Source organism: Micromonospora sp. NPDC005171 (assembly GCF_040608575.1).
Lineage (GTDB): Bacteria > Actinomycetota > Actinomycetes > Mycobacteriales > Micromonosporaceae > Micromonospora.
The window spans coordinates 148,045-173,001 of record NZ_JBEXIM010000006.1 but is presented as its reverse complement, the minus strand read 5'-3'; the positions used below and the strand labels follow the sequence as shown (position 1 = coordinate 173,001).

The following is a 24,957-nucleotide window of genomic DNA, read 5'->3' as shown; positions in this document are numbered from 1 at the left end:
GAACCTGATGCACCACGCCAACCACTTCTACGGCCACGCGCACGTGCTGGCCCGCTACGCCGGACTCGGCGACCGGCACCCACCCCGAATCAACGGGTACGTGCAGCACGGCTGGAACATCGGTGACGGCCTGGCCCCCGGCCACCCGTATGCCGAACGCACCCCCAGCCTGCTCTGGTCGGAGCAGACCCGCCGCCGGGCCTGGTCGGTGGGGCGACGCAACGTGGTCGTCATCGGCGCGCCGTTCAGCTACCTGCTTGCCATGCGGCCCGAGGAACCACCGGCCGAGGAGCGGGAGGGCACCATCTGGTACCCGTTCCACGGCTGGGAGGGACAACACGTCAAGGGCGACCACCGCAAACTGATCGCCCTCATCCGGGACACCGAACCCGGCCCGGTCACTGTCTGCCTCTACTGGCACGAGTACCGGATGCGCAACGTGCGTCGGCTCTACGAGCGCGCCGGGTTCCGGGTGATCTGCCACGGCTACCGGGGACACTGGTGGAAGGACACCGACCCGGAGTTCCTCGACCGGCAGCTCACCGAGCTGCGCCGTCACCGCCGGGTAGCATCCAACCGGCTGACCAGCGCGATCTTCTACGGCATCGCGGCGGGGTGCGAGCCGGCGGTCTACGGCGACCCGATGATCCTGTCCAACGAGGACCCGACCTTCGGCGGCACCGCCCGGATCCGGCGGCAGTGGCCGCAACTGCACGGCCCCACCGTCGACCTGCCCACCGCTGTCGAGATCGCCCGCGCCGAGCTGGGCACCGACCACCGCTGCACGCCGGCCGAGCTCCGCGAGCTGCTCGGTTGGGCGAACCTCCAGGAAGAAGAGGAAGACCGTGACGACTGAGACGGCACCCGCCGGCCGGATCACCCTGCCGGGCGGCGAGATGCTGGCCTGGTCGGACCTGCCGCAGGAACGGCTGGCAAACGGTGGGCCGCTCGCCGCGCTGGCCGCCCGCCTGGTGCCGCCCGGCGCCCGGGTCCTGCTGGCCGGTCCGCACGACCCGGCGCTGCTCGACCAGCTCACCCACGCCGAGGTGACCTGCCTGCTGCGCAGCCACCCGGACGCGGTGGCGCTGGCACACCGGGCCTCCCGTGTGGTGGTGGGTGGTCCGGCCGGGCTGCCCGACGACGAGACGTACGACGTGGTGATCGCGGCTGCCGGGCTGGACCCGGTGGAGTCGGTGGAGGGCACCCGGCTCGGCTGGGACGGCGTGCTGGCCCGACTCGTCGCCGTGCTGCGACCGGGTGGCGCGTTGCTGCTGCGCCTGGACAACCCGCTGGGCCTGCACCGGCTGGTCGACACCACCCCCTGGTACGCCCGCCGGGACGACTCCGCCTGGGTGATCGGCGGTGTACTCGACCGCGCCCACCCGGCCAACCGGGACCAGCTGCGCGAGCGGCTCAGCGCGGCGGGGCTGCGACCGGCCGCGTGCTGGGCCGCGTACCCCGAGGTCAACACCCCGACGGCGCTGCTGGACGCCGACCACCTCGACCGCGACGCGGGCTCCGGGCTGTTCGACGCGGTCCTGCACGGTGCCTGCGCCGGGGGTTTCACGAGCGCCACGGTGCTTCAGGACCCGGCCCGGCTGGCGGTGGACGCGCTGCACGCCGGGCGCGCCGCCGACCTCGCACCCGGGTGGCTGACGCTCGCCCACCGAACCGCCGACGCCGTCGACCCGACCAGGACGGCCACCTACCCGGACCTGCCGGTGGCCCTCCTGCAGACCGGACGCCCCGGGATCGGCGTGCTGGAGGTGCTGCACGGCCCGTCCGGCTGGCGCTGGGGGCTCATCCCGGCCACCGACACGACGACGCCGACCGGCGCGCCGTTCGCCAGCCGCGAGGCCGCGTACCGGGACGCGGACGCGCTGTCCGGGCCGGTGCCGTCCGGCCGACTGCTGCGTACCCTGCTGCTCGACGCGGCCCTGCGCCGCGACCTGGCCACCCTGCGCGCGCTGCTGCACGGGTACGCTGGCTGGCTCGCCGACCAGGCCGACACCGACGGCCGGATCGCCGGCGCGGCGGCGCTGGCCGGCACCGACAACGTGGTGGTCGACGGCGAGCGGTACGCGGTGCTCGACCCCAGCTGGCGGGCCACCGCCGCGCTCCCCGCCGACGTGGTGCTCGCCCGCGGGCTGTGGCGCTTCGCGGCGGGCCTGCTCACCGGCGGGTACGCCCACCCGTGGTCGTCCACTCTCGACGTCGCCGGCCTCACCGTGGTGCTCGGGGGACTCGCCGGCCACGACCTGGACCGGGCGACAGTCAGCGAAGCGGTCGAGGCGGAGGCGGCAATCGCCGCCGCCCTGCATGGCCTGGACGCCGGCGGCAGGCTCGACCTCGCCGCCGAACTGCACGCCGTCGCGCCGACCGACCCGCCGGTCGGCGGGCACAGCTACCAGCAGCTACGCGAGGCGTGGCTGCGCCAGCGCGAGGAACTCACCCGGCTTGCCGCGCTGACCGCGTGGACCGAGGAGTTGCTCACCTCGCGGGAACGAGCGCTACGCCGGGCCGAGACCACGATCAGCCTGCTCAGCGGGTCAATCAGCTACCGGGTGGGTAGGCTCGCCATCACCCCGGCCCGACTGGCCAAGCGGGGCGCCCGCGCCGCCAAACGCCGGGCCACCGCGGTGCTCGCCCCCAAGCAGGAGGAGCAGCAGTGACCGGCGTACCGCCGCCCGGGACCGCAGCGGGGCCACGGATCGTCGGCATCGTGCAGGCGCGCATGGGTTCGTCCCGGCTGCCCGGCAAGGTGCTCCGCCCGCTCGCCGGACGTTCCGTGCTGGGCCGGGTCGTACGCGCCGCCCGGGACAGCGGCGTCCTGGCCGACCTGGTGGTCTCCACCAGCACCGACGCGGTCGACGACGCGGTGGCCGTCGAGTGTGCGCGGCTGCAGGTGCCATGCCACCGCGGGCCGGTCGACGACGTGCTGGACCGATTCGTGGGGGCCCTCGCGGCGCACCCGGGGGACGCCGTCATGCGGTTCACCGCCGACTGCCCACTGCTCGACCCGGAGATCATCGCCCTGGTCGCCTCGGTGTACCGGGCGGTGCCCGGGCTGGACTACGCCAGCACGTCGATCGCCCGAACCCTGCCCCGAGGGCTGGACGTCGAGATCATCCGAGCGGAGACGCTGCGCACCCTGGGCCGGCTCGCCACCGACCACCACCGGGTGCACGTCACCTCGTACGCGTACACCCACCCGGAGCTGTTCCGGGTGCTCGGGGTGACGCTCACCCCGGACCGCTCCGCGCTGCGGCTGACCCTCGACACCGAGCAGGACTGGGCCCTGGTCAGCGCGATCATCGACCACTTCGGTGACGTCAGCGTGCCGCTAGCCAAGCTCGCCGACTGGCTCGACGGTCAACCCCGGCTGCGCGCGCTCAACGCCGACGTACGACAGAAGCACCTGGAGGAGTCCTGAGCACCCTGAGGGTCGGGTTGCGCTGCGACGCCGGCCCACGGCGCGGCGTCGGCCACCTCGTCCGCTGCCTGGCGCTCGCCGAGGAGTTCCTCGCCCGGGGCGCCGACGTCACAGTCTTCGGCACCGTCGAACGGCTCGACTGGGCGACCGCCGAGCTGGCAGCGCGGGGCATCCCGCTGCTCCCCGGCCCGGACTCGGCGGCCGACCTGGTCGCGGCGGCCCGCCGACACGAGCTGGACGTGCTGGTCCTCGACTCCTACGAACTGGACCCGGCCGGGGCCGGCGCCCTACGCGCCGCCGGCGTCTACACCCTCGCCATCATCGACGGCGACACGCGGGGCCAGGTCGCGGACCTCTACCTCGACCAGAACTTCGGCGCGGAGCTGCCGGGCGCCGAGGTGGGGCTGCCGGGCCGGTTGCTCGCCGGGAGCGGGTACGCCCTGCTGCGCGACACCGTGATCAGCGCCCGGCCGCCGGTCGCCCCGCCCGCCACGGAGGTCAGCCGCCCCCGGGTGCTGGCCTTCTTCGGCGGCACCGACGCTGTCGGCGCGGCCCCGGTCCTGACCCGGGTGCTGGTGGCCACCGGCCACCCGATGGACCTCACGGTCATCGTCGGGCGACCCGAGATCGAGGCGGAGGTCGACGATGTCACCCCCGGCCGGGGGCAGATCATCCGCCCGGTCCCGCCCACCACCTCACTACCGGCACTGATCACCGAAGCCGACCTGGTGGTCAGCGCCGCCGGCACGTCCACCTGGGAACTCTGCTGCCTCGGCGCACCCAGCGCACTGGTCTGCGTGGTCGACAACCAGCGTGAGTCGTACACCCGGGTGGTGCGGCACGGCCTGGCCGCCGGCCTCGGCGAGCTGCCGGAGCTGACCGCCGGTGGCGTCGCCGGACGAGCCGCCCGAGCGGCTGCGGCGCGGACCCTGCACGGGCTGCTCAGCTCGCCGCAGCGGCGCGCGACCCTCGCCGCGCGCGCCTGGTCCACCGTCGACGGGCGGGGCCGGGCGCGGGTGGTGGACGCGGTGTTCGACGCCGTACGCGCCGCCGCCGTCACCTGCTGACCGCGGCAGGCCACTGTCACATTCACAGCTAGCACGGGTGTACGAAAGTGCTGCTAGGGTGGCTGCATGACGCAGGCCGCCTACCAGCCGTCGATGCTCGACCTGGCCGACGCCGGGCCGACCCTGGGGCCGCTGCCCGGCCAGATCCGCCGGCACCAGCTCAGCCGGGGCGCCTGGGTCGACCACCTCGCCGGCTGGGTGCGCGGCTCCGACACCGTCCTCGACACGCTGCTCACCGAGGTGCCCTGGCGTGCGGAGCGGCGCACCATGTATGACGCCGAGGTCGACGTGCCCCGCCTGCTCTGCTGGTACGACGGCGCGAGGCAACTCCCCCACCCCGTGCTCACCGCCGCGCGGGCCGCGCTCACCAGTTACTACGCGCCCGAGTTGGGCGAGCCCTTCGTCACCGCCGGCATGTGCCTCTACCGCTCCGGGCGCGACAGCGTGGCCTGGCACGGCGACACCATCGGCCGCTCGGCGCACACCGACACGATCGTCGCGATCGTGTCCTTCGGAGCACCCCGACCGCTTCTGCTACGCCCACGCGGCGGCGGCGAGAGCCTGCGCTTCCCGGTGGGCCACGGTGACCTGATCGTCATGGGCGGCTCCTGCCAACGCACCTGGGAACACGCCATCCCCAAAACCACCCGCCCGGTAGGCCCCCGAGTGAGCGTCCAGTTCCGCCCCCACAACGTCGCCTGACTTATTACTAGGACGGAACCAGACGTTCGAGGCGGCGGCGGACCTCCTCGGCTGCGGGGTCGCCAACGTCCTCGTAAATCCGCGCGGCCAGGCGCCAAGCGGCAGCGGCCGCGTCCCGGTCGCCCATCCCCTCCCGGGTGTCCCCGAGTCGGATGAGGGTCTCCGCCTCGTGATACCGGTCCGCGGAGTCGCGAAAGAGTTGGATCGCCTGCTCGTAGCAGTCGGCCGCGCGGTCGCGGTCACCGAGGCGGTCGTAGGCGAACCCGAGGCTGTCGAGCGTCGCGGCCTGACCGTTGCGGTCGTCGGTCCGTCGTTGCTGATCGAGGGCCTCGGTGCAGCTGGCGATGGCCTGGACATAATCGCCGGTGGTGGCGAGCAGCCAACCGATCGCGTTGAGCGTCCGGGCCTCGCCCGCGTGATTGCCGACCAGCCGGTAGAGCCGCAGCGCCTCGCGACCATGTGCGAGCGCCTCGTCGAGCCGGCCGTCCAGGTAGCAGAGTTCGCAGTAGTTGTGCAGCGTCTGGGCCTGGCCGATCGGGTCGCCGAGACGTTCGTGCAGCTCAAGCGCGCGCTTGAGCCGGTACTCGGCAGTGGTCTGGTCGCCGAGTCGGGTCAGCGCGCGGGAGACCAGCCGGTTGGCGACGGCCTGACCGGGGAGGTCGTCGATCTTCTCTGCGGCCCCCAGCGCTACCTCTTGGATGGCGAGCTGGTCCTGCCAGAGGCCGCGCGGCGCCAGGAAGGTGTTCAGCGCCCACGCGATCTGCCAGGCGTACGTTTCGAAGCCGTTCTCGGCGGCCTGTCGAACCACCCGCACCAGGACCCGATGCTCCGCCGTGAACCAGGCGAGCGCGCCGTCGTGATCGGTCACCGGCCGCCTGGCGGGTACGGGCAGCGGCGGCACCGGCTCGATCCGGGGCCACTGCGGCTGGAGCAGCAGGGCGGCCGGATAGGCGGCGTGCAGGTAGTGGTCGTACAGGCGCTGTCGGGCTGCGACGTGTTCGTCGCCGCGCTCCGACGACTGGGCGAGCTCGGCCGCATAGGCGCGCAGCAGATCGTGGAAGGCGAACCGGCCGGGCGCGTACTCCGCCAGCAGATTGAGCCTGGTCAATTCGCGTAGGATCGGCGTGACGGCCGCGGCCGACACACCGGCGAGCGCCGAGGCCGCGGCGGCGGTCAGGTCCGGGCCTGGATGCAGCCCCAGCAGGGTGAACAGCCGGGCCGCGTCCGCCCCCAGGGCCAGGAACGACCACGAGAAGACGCGCCGGACGTCGCCGTCGGCCAACGCGTCCAGCCTCGCCTCGGCCGAGTGCAGTTCGGCGGCGATCGCGCTGAGCGGAAACGTGGGATGGGTCGCGACGCGGGCCGCCACTATCGACAGTGCCAGCGGGAGCCGGCCTGCGGCCTCGATGATGTCGGCCACCGCCACCGACTCGGAGGCGAGCCGGCTGGCCCCGAGACGTCTGGCGAGCAGGCTCATCGACTCCTCCGCCGTGAGCACGTCCAGTGTCAACGGCGTGGCACACTCGGCGGCGATCAGGCCGCCGAGCCGGTCACGGCTGGTGACCACGACCATGCAGCGGCCTGCACCCGGCAGCAGGGCGCGCACCTGGGCGGAGTCGCGAGCGTTGTCGAGCACCAGGAGCATCCGGCGGGACGCCAGCAGGCCGCGGTAGAGACCGGTCCGGGCCTCCATGTCGGAGGGTATCCGGGCGTGGGGCACGCCGAGCGCTTCGAGGAAGCCGGACAGGGCGTCGGGCGGGGACACCGTGCCGGCTTCGTCGTAGCCGCGAAGGTTCACATAGAGCTGGCCGTCCGGAAAGTGGTCGGCAACCCGGTGCGCCCAGTGCAGCGCCAGGGCCGTCTTGCCGACTCCGGCCATGCCGGACACCACAGAGATGGCCACGTTCGTCGGCCCCTCAGCCCCGCCGTGCAGAAGCCCATCGAGGCCCGCCAACTCGACGCTGCGTCCGACGAACTCCGGCACCGCCCGCGGCAGTTGCTCGGGGCGCTGAATGAGCGGCTCCCCTGCCGTGTCCGGCGCCGGCCGGTCCGGCCCCGTTGGCGGTGGCGCCGCCAGCCCCGGGCGGTGATGCAGGATGTCGTCGTACAGCGTGACGAGCTCGGGTGCGGGATCGAGGCCGGTCTCCTCCGCCAGCGTCTGTCGGGCCTGCCGGAAGGCTTCCAGCGCGCCGGCCACGTCTCCGATGCGGTACAGGCCCACCATCAGTTGGCCCCACGCCCGCTGCCGCAGCGGGTGCCGGTCGAGCAGACCACGCAACCGGTGCACGACGTCGGCCGACCCGCCGAGGGCCAGCACCGCCTCGGCGTAGTCCTCCTCGACGAGCAGCCGGCGCTCCTCCAACTGCGCTCTACGCCGAGCCAGCGTCGAGCGCAGCGGCAGGTCGGACAGCGGTGCACCACGCCACAGGCGCACCGCGGCGGAGAGTTCGGCCTCGGCCCGGTCCGGGTCGGAAGCGGCGAGCGCCTCACGGCCCCGCGCCGCCGCCGCGTCGAACAGGTCCAGGTCCCGTTCGTCTGGGCCCACCCGCAGCAGATAGCCGCCGGCCGCTGCGGTTATCCCGTCCCAGGTCGCCCCACCGCCCAGCGACCGCCGCAACCCGCGCACGTAGGTGCGCAGGTTCGCGGCGGCCGACGCCGGCTCTTCGTCGCCCCACAGCACCGCTGCCAACTCGTTGGTGCCGACGACCTCATTCGGGCGCAGCAGCAGGGTCGCCAGCAGAAGACGCTGCTTCACCGAGCCCAGTGGAATCGACCGGCCGTCGTGGTACACCCGGAACGGGCCAAGGAGTTCGAAACGCAACCAGGCACCTCGCATGTGGGCGCTGCCATGTGCCGCCACGCGTACAGCACCCGGATAGCGCGGGCGAGTAAATGAGCTGTGCGTGAGTTGTGCGGCGGTTGTACCGGCCCCACCGTACCTTCTCCATGGGGGGCCCGGGAGCGGTGAGGACGGCTCTACCGTCCTCACCGCCCCATCCAAAAGCACCAATCGCCAGACCTGATTGCACGACGATGGCGCGAAGCCAGACGGGACCGTCTGTCCACACCTGACATGCGGCGAACTCGCCTCGTCGTGCCAGGTCTGACACTGCCGGCTGGCGCAACGCCCCAGCACCGTTGCCCCCCTCAAGAATCCCGACCAGAGGAGATACATGTCGTCGCACCGCTCCACCCGCCGCGTCCTCAAGAGAGTCGCGGTGCCCGCCATCGGCGCGGCACTGGCCATCGGCGTCAACGTCACCATCGCCACGCCGGCCGCGGCCAGCGGCTCCTACACGGGCCGGGCGTTCGTCCATGGCACCGGCGCGGTGTCTGACGACTTCGACGACGAAGGCGTCACCAACGTCACCACGCACCGCAGCTCGAACGTTGCCTGTCTCTGGCAGACCATTCTCTGGGCGAATGGCTACCTTCCCTCGTCCGGGGTCGACGGCGTCTTCGGCGACCAGACCGATGCCGCGACGAGGAACTTCCAGCGCGACAAGGGCCTCTCAGCGGATGGCTCCGCAGGCCGGAACAGCTGGACGAAGGCCGGCGACAAGCTGGTGCAGCACGACAACCAGAACGGGTGGCTGTACGTGGTGTACCACGGGGCGACGGGTTCCCGGAGCCCGTACGGCTCGCACCAATTCGTCCTACAGCGTTCGCCCGACGGGAACTACCGGTTCTACCCGCCTCAGGGCAGCGGCCCCTACTGGGCCGCCTACAACTCCCGCACCTGCTGACCTCGCCCAACCCGGCGGTCTGACCAACCGAGCGTCATCTCGAATGGCCCGACCCCCACGCGGTGACCAGCGACTCGCAAGGTAGGTCCGGACGCGACGGGACCGGTTGTCCGGGCCAACCTTGCGATTCTCCGGCCTGATCGCCATTGATCCAGCGGCGACCGGGCGCCGTACTAGAGGAGGCCGGCGAGTTTGTAGAGGACCAGGGAGCCGGCTACCGCGACGTTCAGGCTGTGGCCGTGGCCGACCATGGGAATCTCCACCGCCGCGTCCAGCTGGTCGAGCGCCTCGGGCGGGATGCCGGTCGCCTCGTGGCCCAACAGCACCACGGTGCGCCCCCGAGCGGCGGGCAGATCACCGAGCCGGACGGCCTCGTCGGCCAGTTCCACCCCGAGGACCCGGCTGCCGGCGGCCCGTTCGGCGGCCAGCCAACGCAGCGGACTGCCGACCCGGTGAACGCAGCCCGGCCGACGCAGCGTGTTGCCCCGGGCCAGGGCCTCGTCCACCCAACGGAACGGTGGCACGGCGAGGCAGGCGCCGACCGCGTCGCACGTACGTAACAGGGTGCCCAGGTTCGCGCCGTGCATCGGCCAGAGTGGGGCGGCGATCAGGTGACCCCAGCAGCGGTGTGGCCGGGGACGGCGGGCGGCGCGTAGCTCACGCCTCGGCCGGACCCGGATGGCGGCGCTCACGCCGCGGCGGCGACTCCGCCGGACAGAGAAGAAATCATGTTGAGGGGTGCTTCGCGGTGCACCCGGACCCTCACCGACAACAGAGGGCCCCACCATACCGCGCCGGCGTGCACCCCCACTGCCCATGATTGTGCTCGATCCAGGATCGAGTGGTATCACCGCGTCGGGGGAAACCACTACTTCCAGGATCGAGCACGATCATGCGGCGGGCAGGACGTGCGTACCCCCGGGGCACGCGGTTGGGTCAGTCGCGTTCGATCAGGTGGCCCACCACCGTTGGGCCGAGCATCACCGCGAAGCCACTGCCGTCGCGGCGCGGGTCCGCCGCCGGCAGCTCCACCGGGTCGCCGGTGGCGGTCGCGCCGACCGGTCGCGGGCCCACCCAGGCAACGGCCACGTCCGTCTCACCCTTGAGGAAGCGGTGCGCGCGCACGCCGCCGGTCGCCCGGCCCTTCGCCGGGTACGCCTTGAACGGCGTCACCTTGACCGTCGCGCCGGTCGAGGTGACCACCATCGGCTCGCCGTGCCCCGGGTCGTCGGTGCGCACCGCGCCGAAGAACGCGACCCGCGCCCCGGCCGGCAGGTTGATGCCGGCCATACCGCCACCCTTGAGGCCCTGCGGCCGGACCAACGCGGCGGGGAAGCGCAACAGCGACGCCTCCGAGGTGACGAAGGTGAGCGTCTCGGTGCCGTCGGTCAACCAGGTCGCCCCGACCACCTCGTCACCGTCGCGCAGACCGATCACCTCGAATTCGTCGGAGCGCACCGGCCAATCCGGCGCGCAGATCTTCACCGCGCCCAGCCGGGTGCCCAGCGCCAGCCCCGGTGAGCCCTCCGCCTGCCCGCCGAGCGGGGCCAGGCCGACGACGGTCTCCCCCGCCGCCAACGGCACCAGCTCGGCCGCTGACATGCCGCCGCGCAGTGACACAGTGCCCGCCTGCTCGGGCAGCACCGGCAGCGGCAGGACGTCGACCTTGAACGCCCGGCCGGCGCTGGTCAACAGCAGCACCCGACCACGGGCGGTGGAGTGCGCGATGGCGCGTACCGTGTCGTGCTTGACCCGGCCGTTGCGTCGGCGCCCCTCGGAGCTCTCCTCCGACTCGGCCGCGGTCCGGGCGACCAGCCCGGTCGCGGAGAGGATCACCTGGCACGGGTCGTCGGCGACCTCCAGCGGGCCGGCCGGCGCGGACGCGGCCAGCACCTCCTTCAGGTCACCGTCGACAAGCGTCGTACGACGTTCGGTGCCGAACTGCTTGACCACGGCCGCCAGCTCGTCGGAAACCACCTTCCGGAGCACCCGCTCGTCGTCGAGGATCTTGCTCAGCTCGGCGATCTCGGCGCGCAGCCGTTCCTGCTCGGCCTCCAGCTCGATCCGGTCGAACTTGGTCAGGCGGCGCAACGGAGTGTCCAGGATGTAGGTGGCCTGGATGTCGGAAAGGCCGAACCGGCTCATCAGCCCGTCCTTCGCGGCCTGCGCGTCGTCGCTGCCCCGGATCAGCCGGACCACCTCGTCGATGTCCAGCAGCGCGATCAGCAGACCGTCAACCAGGTGCAGCCGCTCCTGACGCTTGCGCCGACGGTACGAGGTGCGCCGGGTGACCACCTCGTACCGGTGGGCGAGGAAGACCTCCAGCAGTGCCTTGAGGCCCAGGGTGCGCGGCTGCCCGTCGACCAGGACCAGGTTGTTGACGCCGAACGACTGCTCCAGCGGGGTCAGCCGGTAAAGGTCGGCGAGCAACGCCTGCGGGTTGACCCCGACCTTGCACTCGACGACGAGCCGGGTGCCGCTCTCCCGGTCGGTGAGGTCCTTGACGTCGGCGATGCCGGTCAGCCGCTTGGTCTTGGTGACCTCGTTGGTGATCGCGGCGATGACCTTCTCGGCGCCGACGCCGTAGGGCAACTCGACGACTGTGATCGCCTGACGGCCCCGGCTGCCCTCGATCGGGCCTATCTCCACCTTGCCGCGCATCCGCACCACGCCACGCCCGGTCTCGTACGCCCGGCGCACCTCGTCCAGGCCGAGCAGCACCCCACCGGTGGGCAGGTCGGGGCCGGGGACGAACTCCATGAGTTTGTCCAGGGTGACGTCCGAGTGGTTGATCAGCCAGCGGGCTGCGGAGACGACCTCCGCCAGGTTGTGCGGGATCATGTTGGTGGCCATCCCGACAGCGATCCCGGACGCGCCGTTGACCAGCAGGTTGGGGAAGGCCGCCGGCAGCACGGTCGGCTGGGTCAGCGAGCCGTCGTAGTTGGGCTCGACGTCGACGGTGTCCTCACCCAGCTCACCGACGAGCAGCATGGCCTCGCGGGACATCCGCGCCTCGGTGTAACGCGAGGCGGCCGGCCCGTCGTCCGGAGAGCCAAAGTTTCCATGCCCGTCGATGAGCGGCACGTTGAGGGAGAAGTCCTGCGCGAGGCGGACCATCGCGTCGTAGATCGCCGTGTCGCCGTGTGGATGGTACTTACCCATGCAGTTGTGAACGACATAGCCCTCGGCGACGAACGCGTGCTCGTCACTGCCGACCTGGATGTCGTACGTGACGTCGGGCGAAACCGGCTCAACCGAAGTGACCCGCAGGAACGCACTGCCGATCAACGCGTCCAGTCGAGCAGCGAGCGGCGAGCCAACGCGGTGGAGTTTGTTGATCCAACCGTCTCGTACCGCCCGCGCCAACTGGAACGACCGGTCCGCGAGCGGGACGCCATTGCGGTCCTTGCCATACCGCACCTTCGGGCCACCGCTCGCCGAGAGCGGGTCACGGAACGCCTGTCCGTCCTGGTCCCGGAACCACCCGCCGCCCTGATGTGCTGCCGTGAACTCCGCGATGACCGGACCGTACGGCAACCGGTCGTTGCCCTGCTTGCCGCTGTACTCGTAGCCGATCTCGGCGACCCGCTGCAAGCCGTCGTGCTTGTATCCGATCCGCACCCAGGGCAGCAACAACCGGGCAAGGTCTGCGGCGTCCCGCCCGCTGACCGAGAGACCGAAGAGCGGGTTACCCGCGGAGGCGCGACCGCTGACCCAGTGGTGCCCGTGCAGCCCCAGGTCGGCAAGCATGGCGTAGACCTGCCGCACCAGCACCTCGCTCGTGCTGACGAAGACAATCTCCCTGAAGCGCTTACGGACGTAGCCGTCTCCGTCGAAGAAGCCGGCGAGGAACGGCGTCCACGCCGACCGGTTCGCGATGATGTCGCTCGGCACGTACTTGTCCCGGCTGAGCGGACGTGTGGCCTCAAGCAGCCCCTCGTGCCGGCTGAAGGTCAGAATGTGCTGGTCGCGATGGAGGGGATTGCGTGCCTCGCGCTTACCTCGGGAGACGTTCAATCCACTGGCGATGGCCCAGCCGTGAGCGACATCCAGCGGCTCGACGTCACACAGGTGGATCCGGACCCGGCCGTCCGCTTCGCGAGACCGATGGACCGGGAAGCCCTCAGCCACCAGCAGCCCACGCACATAGTCGTAGACGTCACCTACAGGCGTCGACACCGCACTGCGGCGGCTCCCGTACGCCAGCGCCAACTGCCCCGCGAGATCCTGAGCCTCCACCCATCGAACTGAGAGGTCATCGGCGACCACGCGGAAGCGCTGGCCCGGGGTTACGAGCATCGTGTGCCCGTTGCTCCAGGTCACGCGCACGAGTTCGGAGGTCGGATTCCGATAAGCAGCAGTCACCGGTACGGGGACTCCGTCGCCGTCCAGCACGAGGTCCCCGACTTCGATCTCCTCAATGGCCCGCAAACCGTCGGGCGTCGAGACGAGTGTGCCGGCAACGAAGCAGTCGCCGACAATTCGGGCAGACTTCACGTGCCCGCGGTCCGGGCGGTAGCCCTGCTCGTACATTGACCAGAGGATGCGCCGGTGCACCGGCTTGAGGCCGTCGCGGGCGTCGGGCAGTGCGCGGGAGTGGATGACCGAGAACGCGTACTCCAGATAGGAGTCGGAGACCTCGGTGACCAGCGGGTTGTCGAACACCCGCGCGCCGGCCTGGTCGAACGAGGAGAGGTCGACCTTGTTTTCCTTACGGCGTGCCATGACTCAGCTCTCCACTCGGACGATGCACTTGCTCATGCGTCGATCGCATCCCGGTCGACGCGGTCGGCGGAGTCGATGAGCCAGTTGCGGCGCGGCTCGACCTTCTCGCCCATCAGCAGTTCGAGGATGCGTTCGGCGGCGTCGACGTCGTCGAGGGTGATCCGGCGGACGGCACGGGTGGCCGGGTTCATCGTGGTGTCCCACAACTCGTCGGCGTCCATCTCACCGAGACCCTTGAACCGTGGGATGGGGGTGACGATCTGCTTGCCGGCCTTCTCCAGCTTGCGGACCGTCGTCTCCATCTCGGCCTGGGTGTAGGTGTAGACGGTCTGCGGGTTGCGCCCCTTGGTGGTGATCTTGTGTAGGGGCGGCATCGCGGCGTAGAGCCGACCGGCCTCGATCAGCGGCCGCATGTACCTGGCGAACAGGGTGATCAGCAGCGTACGGATGTGGGCGCCGTCCACGTCGGCGTCGGCCATGATCAGCACGCGGCCGTAACGCAGCGCGGAGAGGTCGAAGGTGCGCCCCGAGCCGGCGCCGAGGACCTGCACGATGGCCGCGCACTCGGCATTGTCCAGAACCTGCTGGAGGTTGGCCTTCTGCACATTGAGGATCTTGCCCCGGATCGGCAGCAACGCCTGGTATTCCGAGGAACGGGCCATCCGGCTCGTTCCGAGGGCGCTGTCGCCCTCGACGATGAACAGCTCGCTGCGGTCGATGCCGGTGGCCCGGCAGTCGACAAGCTTCGGCGGCATGGACGCGCCCTCCAGGGCGGTCTTGCGCCGGGCGGCGTCCTTCTGTTGCTTCTGGGTGAGTCGCACCCGGGCGGCGTCGACGATCTTCTGCAGGACGGTGCGCGCCTCGGCCTTGGTGCGCCGGTCCTCCAGCCAGGCCTTGATGTGCGCGTCGACCAGGGACTGGAGAACCTTTGTGATGCCGGTGGTGGAGAGCTCGTCCTTGGTCTGCGAGGTGAACTGCGGCTCGGGGATCCGCACGTGCACCACAGCGGTCATCCCCTCCAGGACGTCGTCCAGGGTGGGTGGCTCCTCCTTGGCCTTGAGCAGGCCGCGGGTGTTGCGGATCGCGTCGGCGAGCGCCCGGACCAGGGCCCGCTCGAAGCCCTTGCGGTGGGTGCCGCCGTGCGCGTTGCGGATGGTGTTGGTGAAGCATTCGACGGTGCGCTCGTAACCGGTGCCCCACCGGAACGCCACCTCGACCTCGGCGCGCCGCTGCACGTTGGACTGCATGACGCCGTTGGCGTCGGCGGCGTTCTCCCGGTAGGTGCCCTCGCCGTTGACCAGCAGGGTGCCGGAGACCGGCCGGTCGCCGGCCGGGGCGAGGAACTCCACCATGTCGCTGAGCCCGTTGGGGTAGTGGAACCGCTCCTCGGCGGGCGCCTCGCCGGTCAGGTCGCGCAGCAGGTAGGTCACGCCGGGGACCAGGAACGCGGTGTTGCGCAGCTTCATCCGGACGGCGTCGACGTCGAGCGCCGCCCCGGTCTCGAAGTAGCGGGCGTCGTGCCACCAGCGGATCGAGGTGCCGGTGCGGTGGCCGCCCTTCATGGCGCCGGCCACCTGGAGCCCGGGACCGGCGGTGAAGGGGGCGTCCGGCCCGTCGCCGTCGAAGATGCCCGGGACGCCGTGCCGGAACGACATCGCGTGGATCTTGCCGGCCCGGCGGACGGTCACGTCGAAGCGGCGGGACAGCGCGTTGACCGCCGACGCGCCGACGCCGTGCAGGCCACCGGAGGTCTTGTAGCCGGAGCCGCCGAACTTGCCGCCGGCGTGCAGCCGGGTCAGCACCAGCTCGACGCCGGAGATGCCGGACTTGGCGTGCACGTCGGTGGGGATGCCCCGGCCGTCGTCGTCGACCTGCACCGAGCCGTCGGCGTGCAGGATCACCTCGACGTGGCTGGCGTGGCCGGCGACACCCTCGTCGGTGGAGTTGTCGAGGATCTCGTTGACGAGGTGACCCACGCCACGGCTGTCGGTGGAACCGATGTACATGCCGGGACGCTTGCGGACAGCGTCCAGCCCCTCAAGGTGGGTGAGGTCATCGGCCCCGTACAGGGTGTCAGGCTCTGCGGTCAACTGGTCGTACTCCCCGGTCTCGGCGGTGTGCTGCCGGTCACCGGCGACATCAGCCGGCGTGGCGCGCCGCAGCGAGCCTAGCCCGAGGCTAGGACAACCACCGGAGGACCTACGCGACCCGCCGCGCGCGGCCCTCCGGACGTGAGCCAACGAACAGCCGGCGGGTGATCATGGGACCACGCAGAGACACCCCCGCCGGTACGCTGACGCGTGATCGCGGCCGGTGGAGCGCGGGCGGCACGCCGGTCCGGGTCGAGGAGATCAGGAGGCGGTCGAGATGGACGCGACGATTCGCGACGCCCTGCGGCGCTCCCTCGGCACGCGGGCCCGACGGTGGCTGCTGGTGGGCACTCTGGTGGCCGGGCTGCTGACCGCCGTGGCGCTGGTCGCGGCGGCGGATCCCGCCGACCGTGCCTTCGCCGAGCTCTCCGGCACCGTGCAGAGCCTGATGTCGGTCGGGACGCCGCTCTTCGGCATCCTGCTGGTCCGCGACCTGCGCCAGGCGCCGGTCCGCCTCCCGGTCCTGCCCACAGTGCTCGCGGTGGGGCTGCCGGCGGTCGTCATCGGCGTGGTCGGTGTGCTGATCTGCGCCGCGACGCTGATGCTCACCCCGGCCGACGTCGCCGACGAGCCGTGGCGGTTCGCCGGGACGGTCGCGGTGGGCAGCGTGCTGGTGCAGATCGTCGCCGGCCTGGTGGGCACCGGGCTGGGGCTGTTGCTGCGCTCGACGGTGGTCGCGTTCCTGGCCACGATCATCCTGCCGCTGGGGCTGTTCGCGCTGCTGAGCGGCGTGGAGTCCGCGCAGCCGTGGCTCACCCCGTTCGGGGGCGTGCGCAACCTGCTCTCAGGTGAGATGAGCGCGCTGCGGTGGGTGCAATGGCTGTGCGTACTCCTGATCTGGGGTGTCGGCCTGAACGCCGTGGGCGCGGCCCTGCTGCACCGCCGCGACCGCCCGGCCGGTCACTGACTCCCCGCGCCCGACGGGCGCGGGTGGACGGCTTGGACAACCCGGAGCGCGGGTCCACTCTCGACGCGGTAGCGCGGCATGCCTACGGGCGCATGTCCTTCGTCGAACGAATCTGTTACGGGCCATTGACGCCCGTCGTACCAGGGTGATCTGATCGCGGCCTCAGAGAATCTTTCATCTTTCGATGGATGGGGGCCCCATGCCCAGGTTCCGGCGTACCGCGCTCGCCGCGGGACTAACGATCGCCATAGCCGCGTTGTCGACCGCCGTCGCGCTGCCCGCACCCGCGTCCGCCGCGCTGCCCACCGCCGCGGTGGCACTCGGCGACAGCTTCATCAGTGGCGAGGGCGCCGGGGCGTACACCCCGGTGGTCGACGTCAACGGCGTCAGCCAGGGCTTCCCCGGTTGGACGGCGGCGAACAACAACGCGTTCTTCTGCCACCGTTCGGCGAACGCCTCGCTCAACCAGGCCAACCTGCCGGGCATCCAGAACCGGTTCAACCTCGCCTGCTCCGGCGGCCAGCCACACGACATCGCCAACGCCTCCCAGGCGCGGACCAACGGCCGTACGGTGGCCTCACAGCTGAGCCAGCTGCGCGCCGTCGCGCAAACCCAGGACATCGACCTGGTGCTTGTCGGCCTCGGCTCCAACAACAGCTCGTTCACCTTCGGCAGCGTCGCGGAGAAGTGCGCCAACAGGTTCATCGCCGACGCGTGGACCGGCTGGTGGGAGTTCTGGGCGTACCTGAACGGGCCGGTGGAGCAGAAGCCGTGCAGCGACGCCGACCTGGCCACCGCGGCGCAGCTCAGCGCCGCGACCGCGGAGACCACAGCGGCCGTACGCCAGATCCTGACCACCCTCGACCAGGTGGACGCGGACGGGCAGCACCGAGTGGTGTTCCAGGACTACACGAACCCGCTGCCGCTGGACCTGAACCCGCAGTTCCACGAGGAGGACAGCCGGGACGACACCCGGGACAAGTTCCGTGACCTGGGTGCCGAGCGGTACGCGGCCGGGTGCCCGATCCACCGGGCCAGCCTGGCCCCGGGGCACCGCTTCTCCCAGGGTCTGGGCAGCATCGTGAAGTCCACCAGGGACACCCTGGCCGCCGAGTTCCCCGCCGACGACCTGGTGTACCTGAACGTGCAGCAGGCCTTCAACGGCGCCCGGCTCTGCGAGCAGACCAGCAGCCCGAGCGGCGCCCTCGCCACTCCGATCCGGCTTCAGGACGGCGCGACCGGCACCTTCGTCACCAGCCTCGCCGGCAAGGACAAGATCGCCATCCAGCGGATCGCCAACACCTGCGTGAGCTACTTCCAGACCTGCCAGGAGTCGTGGCACCCGAACGCCACCGGGCACCAGGTGCTCGGCCAGTGCCTGAGCGGCGCGGCCTCGACCAGTGCCCGTTCGGTGGTCTGCGTGCGGGCCAGCAACGGGGCCATCTCGGTCTCCTGACCGCAGCGTGCTTCGGAGGGCTCCGCCGGCCGGTGGGGCCCTCCGTCGCATCCGTCGAGCGCGCAGCGTGGCCGCCCACCGCGGTCGCCGACCTGGCCGCCTGCTGCTACCCATCGGTAACCTCAGGCCGTAGGCTGGGCCGGTGAACGGGGAACCGGAGTACGCGCAGGAGTTCGTCGAGGTCGACGGTGGCCGACTGGGTGTGCAGGTCTATCCGGAGCCGGCCGGGGTGCTGGGCGCGCCGACGGTCGTGATCTGGCCCGCGATGGGGGTCCGGGCCCGGTACTACCGGCCCTTTGCCGCCGCTTTGCGCGCCGCCGGTCTGGCCGTGGTCGTGGCCGACCTGCGCGGCACCGGGGCGAGCACACCCGCGCCGAGTCGGGCGGATCGGCACGGTTACGCCGAACTGGCCGACGACGTGGGCGCCGTCCTGGCCGCCCTCAAACCCCGACTGGACGGACGCCCCCGACTGCTTCTCGGGCACTCGCTGGGCGGACAGGCCGCGCTGCTGCACCTCGCCCTGCACGGCAGCGGCGAAGTGGACGGGTTGGCGCTGGTCGCGGTCGGCATCCCGTACTGGCGGACCTACCCGGGCCGGCGCGGCCTCGGCGTGCTGCCCTACACCCAGGGCATCGCCGCCACTGCGGCGCTGCTCGGGGTCTGGCCGGGCTGGGGCTTCGGCGGGCGGCAGGCGCGCGGCGTGATCCGCGACTGGGCGTACACGGCGCGGACCGGCCGATTCCCCCGGCTCGACGGCACGGACACCGAGGTTGCCGTCCGCGCGGTGCGGACCCCGGTGCTGGCCGTCAGTGTGGACGACGACCAGTTCACCCCGCACGAGACCATGGACCAACTCTGCGCGAAGCTCACCGGCGCGCCGGTGACCCGGGAGCGGTACACAGTGGCGCAGGCCGGGGCGGCGCTGGACCACTTCACCTGGGTCCGCGCGAGTGCCCCGCTGGCGCGGCGGATCGCCGGTTTCGCCAACGACCTGCCGCCCCGCTGAGCCGTACCGATCGGTCCGTGGGCGACTGTCGGCTCACTCGTCCTGGTCCAGCGGCACCAGTTCGCCGTCCCGCTCCACCTGGATCTCGGCATGCTCCTTACGGGGCGCGACCTCGGCGGTGTTCCGGTGTGGGTCATTGTCGGGGTGCATGAGCACCGCGTCTGTTTTGGGGGTCTTCTCCCGGCTCTCGTCCGGCTGCGACATCGCGTTCCCCTCTCGTCGGCGTCGCTCGGGATCTACCCGCCACCGGGCGAACGACTCCTGCTCGGGCCAGGCCGACCCGCCGACGCCACGGATGTCCGGCTGCTGCCCACCAGGGTGCGGTTCTGCCTGCCTGGGGCGGGGTTAACCGCCCGACCGGCGGGTAAGCCGCACCGCCCGACACGGCGGAAGGGGATCACATGTCCGAACGGCACACCGCACTGCGCTCGATGCACGATCTGGGCCTGGCGGCCTGGTTTGGCGGCTCCCTCATGGGTGCCTTCGGCGTCAACGGCGCGGCGGCGAAAATCAGCGACTCGACTCAGCGACTCCCGGTCGCCTCGGCCGGATGGTCCAAGTGGACTCCGGTCAACGCGGCCGCGATCGGCGCCCACCTGGCCGGCGCCGTCGGCGAGCTGGTCACCGAGAGCCCACGGGTGGCGGCCCAGTCCGGCGTCGCCCGGGCCAGCGCCATCAAGACCGCGTTGACCATCGGCGCGCTGGCGGTCACCGGCTACAGCCGGTTGGTCGGCATGCGGCTGGAGAAGGCCGGCGGCCCGTCGGTGAGCGGCGCCACCGAGCCGAACCACCAGACCCCGGCCAGTGTGGCCTCGTCGCAGCGGCAGATGAAGCTGCTCCAGTGGGCCATTCCGGCGCTGACCGGAACCCTTGTCGTGGTCACCGCGTACATGGGTGAGCAGCAGAAGCCCGGCCAGGTGTTCCGCGGGATGCTCGGTCGCACCGGTGGGATGAAGGCCGCCTCGAAGAGCATGATCAAGATGGCGGGAATGAGCAACGGCAAGCGGCCGATGGCGATGGCCGGACGCTGAACGTCGGGCCGGCCGGCGTCCCGCCGCCACCTCGACGGCGGGGCGCTGGCCGGCCCTGCGCGCGCACCGGCGTGACGACGGATCCCGCGCGCGCAGCGGCGTGCCGGCGACCTGTCGTGCGCCGCGCCCGGGCGGGCAGTCCCGGCCCGAGGACGGCACATCGTCCGCCGGTGGCGGCGGACCGACGAGCGGGGTGGCCATGACGGCGCACAAGGGACGCAGCGGTGACAACGACCGGCTGGAGCCGGAGGCGACCAAGCCGTGGGGCACCGGCGACGGCTTCGACGCCGACGCGCCCTGGGGCACTGACGACGACTCACCGATGGACGAGGGCAGCGAGGAGACCGCGGTGCCCGAGGGGCGGCGCGGAGAGCGGCGCGCGGGTGCCCCGGCGGGCCGGTCGGACCCGGCGGGACGACACGGCTTCGGGTCGGTCGAGCCGACCCGGACGACGATGGCCGGACCGGGTGCCCCACCCGATCCCGCCCCCAGCGGCCGGAGCTTCCCCGACGACGCCGACGTCGGCGAGTCGACCCAGGACGCCCTACGCAGCCGGGGACGGCGGTCCTGAGCTGACCGGCAACCGGCCGGGTGGCCGGTGCCGCGATCAGCCGGTCGCCGGGACGGCCCGCTCGACGACCATCGTCTCGGCGAGCAGTTGCGCCAGCCGGGTGGCGTCGCGCTGGGCCTGCCCGGCGCAGCAGTTGTTGAACAGCACGTGCAGTTCGTCGGGGAGATCGGCAAACTCGGCCAGCAGTCCGGCCCAGTGCCGGAGCTCGTCCTCGGCGTACGCGTACCGGAACTTCTCCTGCTTGTCGCCCCCGCCCCAGGCGTCGCTGTGGCCGTGGAACCGGACGATCGCCGGCTCCGCGGTCATGGTCAGGATCGGCGGCACCGACGACGGGTGCCCCTGCGGCATGTCGACGCAGACCACTGACAGGTCGTGGGCGCGGAGCAGGTCGAGAGTGTCGGTCGCGCCGGCATCGTCCAACCAGGAGCCGTGTCGCAACTCCACTCCGACCCGCCACGGCCGCAAGCGTTGCGCCAGCTCGACGATCCGGCGTTCGGCCGCCGGGCTGCGCACCAGCCACGGGGGGAACTGCAACATCACCACACCGAGCTTGCCGGCCGCCGCGATCGGGTCGAGGGCCGCGCGGAAACGGGCCCACAGCTCGTCGTACGCCGGTTCCGGCAGGTCGCGGCGGCGGATCCGGCTCGGGCCGGTGGCCGGACGCAGATCCCGGGGCAGCACGGCGACCGGTGTCGGGTGACCGGTGAACAGGCTGAACGCCTTGACGTCGAAGGTGAAGTCGTCAGGTGTGGCGTCCACCCAGCCCTGGGTCGTCTCCGGCACCGGGATGGCGTAATAGGACGTGTCCACCTCGACCAACGGAAACTGGCTGGCGTAGAAGCCCAGTCGACGGGCCGGTGTGCTGGCCGAGCGTGGGTACCACCCGGAGCGCAGCAGGGACTGGTCCGCCCAGGACGACGTACCCACCTTAATCACACCCATGTCATTCAGTGGACCGCCACCGGCCCGGATCGGCAACCGCTGGGCGCGCTTTCCGGCAGCCTGGCGTGGTGCCCGGAAAGTGTCGGTGCCTCGCCCTACGGTGGCGGCATGACCAACACTGAGCGGCTCACCGGTGAGCGCACCGACCTCCTGCAGGCGCTTCGCCGGCACCGCGGTTTCCTCCTGCAGACCGTCGACGGGCTCACCGACGAGCAGGCCGCCAGCCGCCCCACGGCCAGTGGCCTCTGCCTCGGCGGCCTGATCAAGCACGTGGCCGGCGTCGAGCACCGGTGGATGCTCTTCGCCGTGGGCGGCGCGGAGGCGATGAGCCGCGAGGAGGTCGACTGGGTCGGTCAGTTCCAGATGACACCGGGCGAGACCCTTGCCGGGCTGGTCGCGCGCTTCCGGGAGGTGGCCGACCAGACCGACGAAATGGTCGCCACCCTCGACCTGGACGCGGCGCACCCGCTGCCGCAGGCCCCCTGGTTCGAGCCGGGGGCGAGCTGGACGGTCCGCCGGGTGCTGCTGCACCTCATCGCCGAGACGTCCCAGCACGCCGGGCACGCCGACATCCTGCGGGAGTCCATCGACGGCGCCAAGACCATGGGCTGACGCCGGCGCCCGCCGTCGCCGGTCACCGGCGGGGCGGCTCAGCGCAGGCGGCGCCGGCGCTCGGTGGTCCGGTCTCGCGCGTAGGCGTCGGAGCGACCCCAACGGCCCGGGATGTCCAGCAGTTCCAGCCGACCGAACCCCTCCGGCACCGCCGGGTTCACCAGCAGATTGTCGCCGGTGGGTCGCAGGCCCAGCATGGTGCCGAGCAGCATCAGCAGGGCTCCCGACGACCATGCCTGCGGGCGGCAACTCGTGGCCAGTTGGACGGGGAAGGTCGTCAGGCTGCGGTCGTAGCCGGCGATCACCTCGGCCACCTCACCACCGAGCGTCCGCGCCATGTCGAAGACGCCGGCCGCGATCAGGGCCGCCTGCGCGTCGAGGCGGTAGCGACGCAACCCGGCGACGATCAGCGAGTTGTCCGACGGCCACACCGCGCCCAGATGGGCGCCCACCGGGTTGTACGTGCGCTGCCCCGTGGCAAACGTGCGCACTCCCCAACCGCTGAACAGTCGCGGCCCGACCAGGTGCTCGCCGATCGCTTCCGCGCGGTCGTCCGCGACGATCCCACTCCAGAGCAGATGCCCGATGTTGGAGGTCAGCGCGTCGACCGGTTCGCCGTACGGGTCGAGCGCCAACGCGTAGTACTCCAGGTGCGGCAACCAGAAGTCCCGGTTGAAGCGCTCCTTCAGCGCTGCCGCCTCCCGTTCCAACCGTTCGGCGTACGCGGGGTCGCCCCAGAACTCCCGGGCCAGCCGGGCGCCACGCCGCTTCGCGTCGTACGCGTAGCCCTGCAACTCGCAGGTGGCCCGGGGCAGGGCGGGTTGTCGACCGTGGGCGTCGACGATGGCGTCCGGGGAGTCCTTCCAGCACTGGTTGATCGTGCCGTCGCGCTCGTTGCGGCGCTGGTAGCGCAGGTAGCCGTCCCCGGTCAGGTCGCCGTAATCGTCGATCCAGTCCAGCGCCATCCGGGCCGGTTGGCGCAGCTCGCGGACCAGGTCCGCGTCACCGGACCAGCGCTCGTACTCGTCGAGCAGGACGACGAAGAGCGGGGTGGTGTCGGCCGCCCCGTAGTACAACCCGCTCAACCGGTCCCGGAACGCCCCCGCCTCGCCGTAACGGAGGTGGGCCAGGATCTTGCCGGGCTCCTCGTCCAGCGCGTCGTCGAGCTGGCCGCCCTGCATGAGCGCCAGCATCCGCAGCGTCGCCGGGGCCAGTTCGGGGGTGAACGCGATCGTCTGGAGGCAGGTGATGAGGGCGTCCCGCCCGCACAGCCCCATCGCCCACGGCAGCCCACCGATCGGCACCCGACCGCGGTACGACAACGGCTGGTACCGCAGGGCGGCCAGGTCGGCGAGGCTGCCCTGGTAGAGCTCCTCCAGGCCGCGACGTTCGGCCACCAGCTGCGGCGCCCGGTCCAGCCACTGCGCCAGGTCCTCGCGCATTCCCGTCCGCACGGTCTGCTGGTGCGGCTCCAGGTCGGCCCGGAGGTCCCGACCCTCCTCGCCGCCCATCGTCATGCTGACGTGCAGGTCGGTCTCCCACTTCCCATCGGGAGCGATGCGGACCCGGAACGTCATCCCCTTCTCGTCCACCTCGGCGGGGACGGTGCTGCTCACTGTGGTCTCACGGATGAACCGGTCCCGCTGATAGCGCAGCACGAGGCGGTGGCGCGCCGAGTCGGCGGTGACCTCGACAGCCCGCTGCCGGAGCCGCCCGACCTCGACGATGTCGGTGAAGTCGTTGGCCATCTCCACCCGGACGGTGTATTCGGCGGGCTGCGACGAGTGGTTGAGCACTGTGATGTTCTCGTGGAAACAGTCGTGCACCGAGCGGTGCCTGATGATCGACACGTCGGCGTCGACGTAGTGGCTCGCCGCGCCGGGGACCAGGAAGAACCGGGTCTCGAAGTAGGTGAGGTCGTCGCGGGAGAGCGCGTTGATCCGTTCACCGTCGATCCTGAGCACCCAGTGGGACAGGAACCGGGTGTCGTACGCGAAGAGTCCGGCCGGGACCTGCGGTTCGGCCTCGATGTCGCCCTGGGCGTCGCTGATGGCGAACACGTTGCCCGCGATGACGTGCACCAGTTCCTGCTTCACGACCGCTCATCCCGAGCGGTCGTCGCACCCCGACCGACAAGCGCGGCCCGGCCCAGGTCATGCGGATGGCGGGCGCCGTCCGGCCCGGCGAAGATCCGCCGCAGCAGCATCAGCAGTTGCATGTTGCCCTGCACTGTCAACTCGTTGCGCAGCAGGCCCGCGCCCGGGTGCAGCTCGCCGCGGGCGATCCGGTCGAAGACCCCCCGGTCGGCCCGCACCACCAGTTCGGCGTCGTCGGCCGAGCGGGTCACCCGGACGTGTTGGTCGGCGACGGTCAGGTACCAGTGGTCGGTGCTGCCGTCGTCGCAGAAATCGAGCCGCAGCGTCCCCGCGGTGGTCTCCGGCAGGTCGGGCCGCCGACCGGTGTCCAACTGTCGCAGGTACTGCTCCGCCGTCGCGCCCATCGAGTCCCCTCCCCCGTCCTCCCGCAGGATCACCCGCGCCGGGGTGAGCCCGGCTCACCCGAGAGGGGTGAGGTGCCGGATCCTGCGCTGGCGACGGTCCGTTTGCCGG

At 71.6% G+C, this 24,957-nt stretch carries 20 protein-coding genes and 2 pseudogenes; 12 read left to right on the top strand and 10 right to left on the bottom strand.

The features are described 5' to 3' along the window. Positions 1-7: 7 nt before the first annotated feature. The 5 genes from ABZU74_RS12270 (at position 8) to ABZU74_RS12250 (ending at position 5,202) form a co-directional block, all read left to right on the top strand. Positions 8-856, top strand: a complete 849-nt coding sequence (locus tag ABZU74_RS12270; RefSeq protein WP_355421826.1) for a hypothetical protein — start codon at positions 8-10, stop codon at positions 854-856. Further along, entirely contained in the window at positions 846-2,672 is a 1,827-nt protein-coding gene (locus ABZU74_RS12265) for a class I SAM-dependent methyltransferase (RefSeq protein ID WP_355421823.1), read from the top strand. Before ABZU74_RS12270 ends, ABZU74_RS12265 begins: the two co-directional genes overlap by 11 nt. Continuing rightward, a complete protein-coding gene (locus tag ABZU74_RS12260) occupies positions 2,669-3,433 on the top strand; it encodes a glycosyltransferase family protein (protein WP_355421820.1) in 765 nt (254 codons plus the stop codon). Before ABZU74_RS12265 ends, ABZU74_RS12260 begins: the two co-directional genes overlap by 4 nt. After that, the gene (locus ABZU74_RS12255; RefSeq protein WP_355421920.1) at positions 3,430-4,500 is read left to right on the top strand and encodes a spore coat protein; all 1,071 of its coding nucleotides are present in this window, start codon (positions 3,430-3,432) and stop codon (positions 4,498-4,500) included. The genes ABZU74_RS12260 and ABZU74_RS12255 overlap by 4 nt, the downstream gene beginning before the upstream one ends. 66 nt (positions 4,501-4,566) lie before the next feature. Continuing rightward, entirely contained in the window at positions 4,567-5,202 is a 636-nt protein-coding gene (locus tag ABZU74_RS12250; protein WP_355421817.1) for an alpha-ketoglutarate-dependent dioxygenase AlkB, read from the top strand. 7 nt (positions 5,203-5,209) lie between these two features. Here ABZU74_RS12250 and ABZU74_RS12245 read toward each other — a convergent pair whose 3' ends face one another. Continuing rightward, the gene (locus tag ABZU74_RS12245; protein ID WP_355421814.1) at positions 5,210-7,957 is read right to left on the bottom strand and encodes a BTAD domain-containing putative transcriptional regulator; all 2,748 of its coding nucleotides are present in this window, start codon (positions 7,955-7,957) and stop codon (positions 5,210-5,212) included. Positions 7,958-8,375: 418 nt separating this feature from the next. Between ABZU74_RS12245 and ABZU74_RS12240 the strand changes: the two genes are divergently transcribed. Continuing rightward, positions 8,376-8,948, top strand: a complete 573-nt coding sequence (locus tag ABZU74_RS12240) for a peptidoglycan-binding domain-containing protein (protein WP_355421811.1) — start codon at positions 8,376-8,378, stop codon at positions 8,946-8,948. Between the two features lie 173 nt (positions 8,949-9,121). Here the strand turns inward: ABZU74_RS12240 and ABZU74_RS12235 are convergent, their stop codons facing one another. The 5 genes and pseudogenes from ABZU74_RS12235 to ABZU74_RS12215 all read right to left on the bottom strand — a co-directional run bounded on the left by ABZU74_RS12235 (position 9,122) and on the right by ABZU74_RS12215 (position 15,763). Continuing rightward, positions 9,122-9,640 (bottom strand): TrmH family RNA methyltransferase, encoded by a 519-nt coding sequence (locus tag ABZU74_RS12235; protein ID WP_355421808.1) that lies wholly within the window; start codon positions 9,638-9,640, stop codon positions 9,122-9,124. Between the two features lie 244 nt (positions 9,641-9,884). Then, positions 9,885-12,368 (bottom strand): DNA topoisomerase (ATP-hydrolyzing), encoded by a 2,484-nt coding sequence (locus tag ABZU74_RS12230; RefSeq protein WP_355421917.1) that lies wholly within the window; start codon positions 12,366-12,368, stop codon positions 9,885-9,887. A 249-nt stretch (positions 12,369-12,617) separates the two neighbouring features. Continuing rightward, positions 12,618-13,445: pseudogene (locus tag ABZU74_RS12225) on the bottom strand (LAGLIDADG family homing endonuclease); the annotation flags it as partial. Next, a pseudogene (locus ABZU74_RS12220) lies at positions 13,419-13,673 on the bottom strand (DNA gyrase subunit A); the annotation flags it as partial. The pseudogenes ABZU74_RS12225 and ABZU74_RS12220, both read right to left, overlap by 27 nt. Positions 13,674-13,705: 32 nt before the next feature. Further along, a complete protein-coding gene (locus tag ABZU74_RS12215; protein ID WP_355421805.1) occupies positions 13,706-15,763 on the bottom strand; it encodes a DNA topoisomerase IV subunit B in 2,058 nt (685 codons plus the stop codon). 277 nt (positions 15,764-16,040) lie between these two features. Between ABZU74_RS12215 and ABZU74_RS12210 the strand changes: the two genes are divergently transcribed. The 3 genes from ABZU74_RS12210 to ABZU74_RS12200 all read left to right on the top strand — a co-directional run bounded on the left by ABZU74_RS12210 (position 16,041) and on the right by ABZU74_RS12200 (position 19,192). Next, complete coding sequence (locus tag ABZU74_RS12210) at positions 16,041-16,730, top strand: hypothetical protein (protein ID WP_355421802.1); 690 nt, start codon at positions 16,041-16,043, stop codon at positions 16,728-16,730. A gap of 199 nt (positions 16,731-16,929) precedes the next feature. Beyond that, entirely contained in the window at positions 16,930-18,186 is a 1,257-nt protein-coding gene (locus ABZU74_RS12205) for a hypothetical protein (RefSeq protein ID WP_355421799.1), read from the top strand. Positions 18,187-18,328: 142 nt separating this feature from the next. Beyond that, positions 18,329-19,192, top strand: a complete 864-nt coding sequence (locus tag ABZU74_RS12200; RefSeq protein ID WP_355421796.1) for an alpha/beta fold hydrolase — start codon at positions 18,329-18,331, stop codon at positions 19,190-19,192. A 33-nt stretch (positions 19,193-19,225) separates the two neighbouring features. Here the strand turns inward: ABZU74_RS12200 and ABZU74_RS12195 are convergent, their stop codons facing one another. After that, positions 19,226-19,396, bottom strand: a complete 171-nt coding sequence (locus ABZU74_RS12195; protein ID WP_158629581.1) for a hypothetical protein — start codon at positions 19,394-19,396, stop codon at positions 19,226-19,228. A 197-nt stretch (positions 19,397-19,593) separates the two neighbouring features. Between ABZU74_RS12195 and ABZU74_RS12190 the strand changes: the two genes are divergently transcribed. Then, on the top strand, positions 19,594-20,223 hold the full coding sequence (locus ABZU74_RS12190; protein WP_355421792.1) for a hypothetical protein: 630 nt from the start codon (positions 19,594-19,596) through the stop codon (positions 20,221-20,223). Between the two features lie 199 nt (positions 20,224-20,422). Beyond that, complete coding sequence (locus tag ABZU74_RS12185) at positions 20,423-20,794, top strand: hypothetical protein (RefSeq protein ID WP_355421789.1); 372 nt, start codon at positions 20,423-20,425, stop codon at positions 20,792-20,794. Positions 20,795-20,830: 36 nt separating this feature from the next. On the opposite strand, the gene ABZU74_RS12180 is transcribed toward ABZU74_RS12185, so the two are convergent. After that, the gene (locus tag ABZU74_RS12180; protein ID WP_355421786.1) at positions 20,831-21,736 is read right to left on the bottom strand and encodes a DUF72 domain-containing protein; all 906 of its coding nucleotides are present in this window, start codon (positions 21,734-21,736) and stop codon (positions 20,831-20,833) included. A 108-nt stretch (positions 21,737-21,844) separates the two neighbouring features. Here ABZU74_RS12180 and ABZU74_RS12175 point away from each other — a divergent pair, with 108 nt between their 5' ends. After that, positions 21,845-22,348: a DinB family protein gene (locus tag ABZU74_RS12175; protein WP_355421784.1), complete on the top strand. Its 504-nt coding sequence runs from the start codon at positions 21,845-21,847 to the stop codon at positions 22,346-22,348. Between the two features lie 38 nt (positions 22,349-22,386). On the opposite strand, the gene ABZU74_RS12170 is transcribed toward ABZU74_RS12175, so the two are convergent. Next, positions 22,387-24,444, bottom strand: a complete 2,058-nt coding sequence (locus tag ABZU74_RS12170; RefSeq protein ID WP_355421781.1) for a glycogen debranching N-terminal domain-containing protein — start codon at positions 24,442-24,444, stop codon at positions 22,387-22,389. Continuing rightward, on the bottom strand, positions 24,441-24,848 hold the full coding sequence (locus tag ABZU74_RS12165) for an SCP2 sterol-binding domain-containing protein (protein ID WP_355421779.1): 408 nt from the start codon (positions 24,846-24,848) through the stop codon (positions 24,441-24,443). The genes ABZU74_RS12170 and ABZU74_RS12165 overlap by 4 nt, the downstream gene beginning before the upstream one ends. Positions 24,849-24,957: the final 109 nt, after the last annotated feature.

Bases quoted from the DNA above. Each gene is read 5' to 3' on its own strand.
- ABZU74_RS12270 (WP_355421826.1), top strand. From the start codon at position 8: ATGCACCACGCCAACCACTTCTACGGCCACGCGCACGTGCTGGCCCGC.
- ABZU74_RS12250 (WP_355421817.1), top strand. From the start codon at position 4,567: ATGACGCAGGCCGCCTACCAGCCGTCGATGCTCGACCTGGCCGACGCC.
- ABZU74_RS12240 (WP_355421811.1), top strand. From the start codon at position 8,376: ATGTCGTCGCACCGCTCCACCCGCCGCGTCCTCAAGAGAGTCGCGGTG.
- ABZU74_RS12210 (WP_355421802.1), top strand. From the start codon at position 16,041: ATGGACGCGACGATTCGCGACGCCCTGCGGCGCTCCCTCGGCACGCGG.
- ABZU74_RS12205 (WP_355421799.1), top strand. From the start codon at position 16,930: ATGCCCAGGTTCCGGCGTACCGCGCTCGCCGCGGGACTAACGATCGCC.
- ABZU74_RS12195 (WP_158629581.1), bottom strand. From the start codon at position 19,396: ATGTCGCAGCCGGACGAGAGCCGGGAGAAGACCCCCAAAACAGACGCG.
- ABZU74_RS12190 (WP_355421792.1), top strand. From the start codon at position 19,594: ATGTCCGAACGGCACACCGCACTGCGCTCGATGCACGATCTGGGCCTG.
- ABZU74_RS12185 (WP_355421789.1), top strand. From the start codon at position 20,423: ATGACGGCGCACAAGGGACGCAGCGGTGACAACGACCGGCTGGAGCCG.
- ABZU74_RS12180 (WP_355421786.1), bottom strand. From the start codon at position 21,736: ATGGGTGTGATTAAGGTGGGTACGTCGTCCTGGGCGGACCAGTCCCTG.
- ABZU74_RS12175 (WP_355421784.1), top strand. From the start codon at position 21,845: ATGACCAACACTGAGCGGCTCACCGGTGAGCGCACCGACCTCCTGCAG.
- ABZU74_RS12165 (WP_355421779.1), bottom strand. From the start codon at position 24,848: ATGGGCGCGACGGCGGAGCAGTACCTGCGACAGTTGGACACCGGTCGG.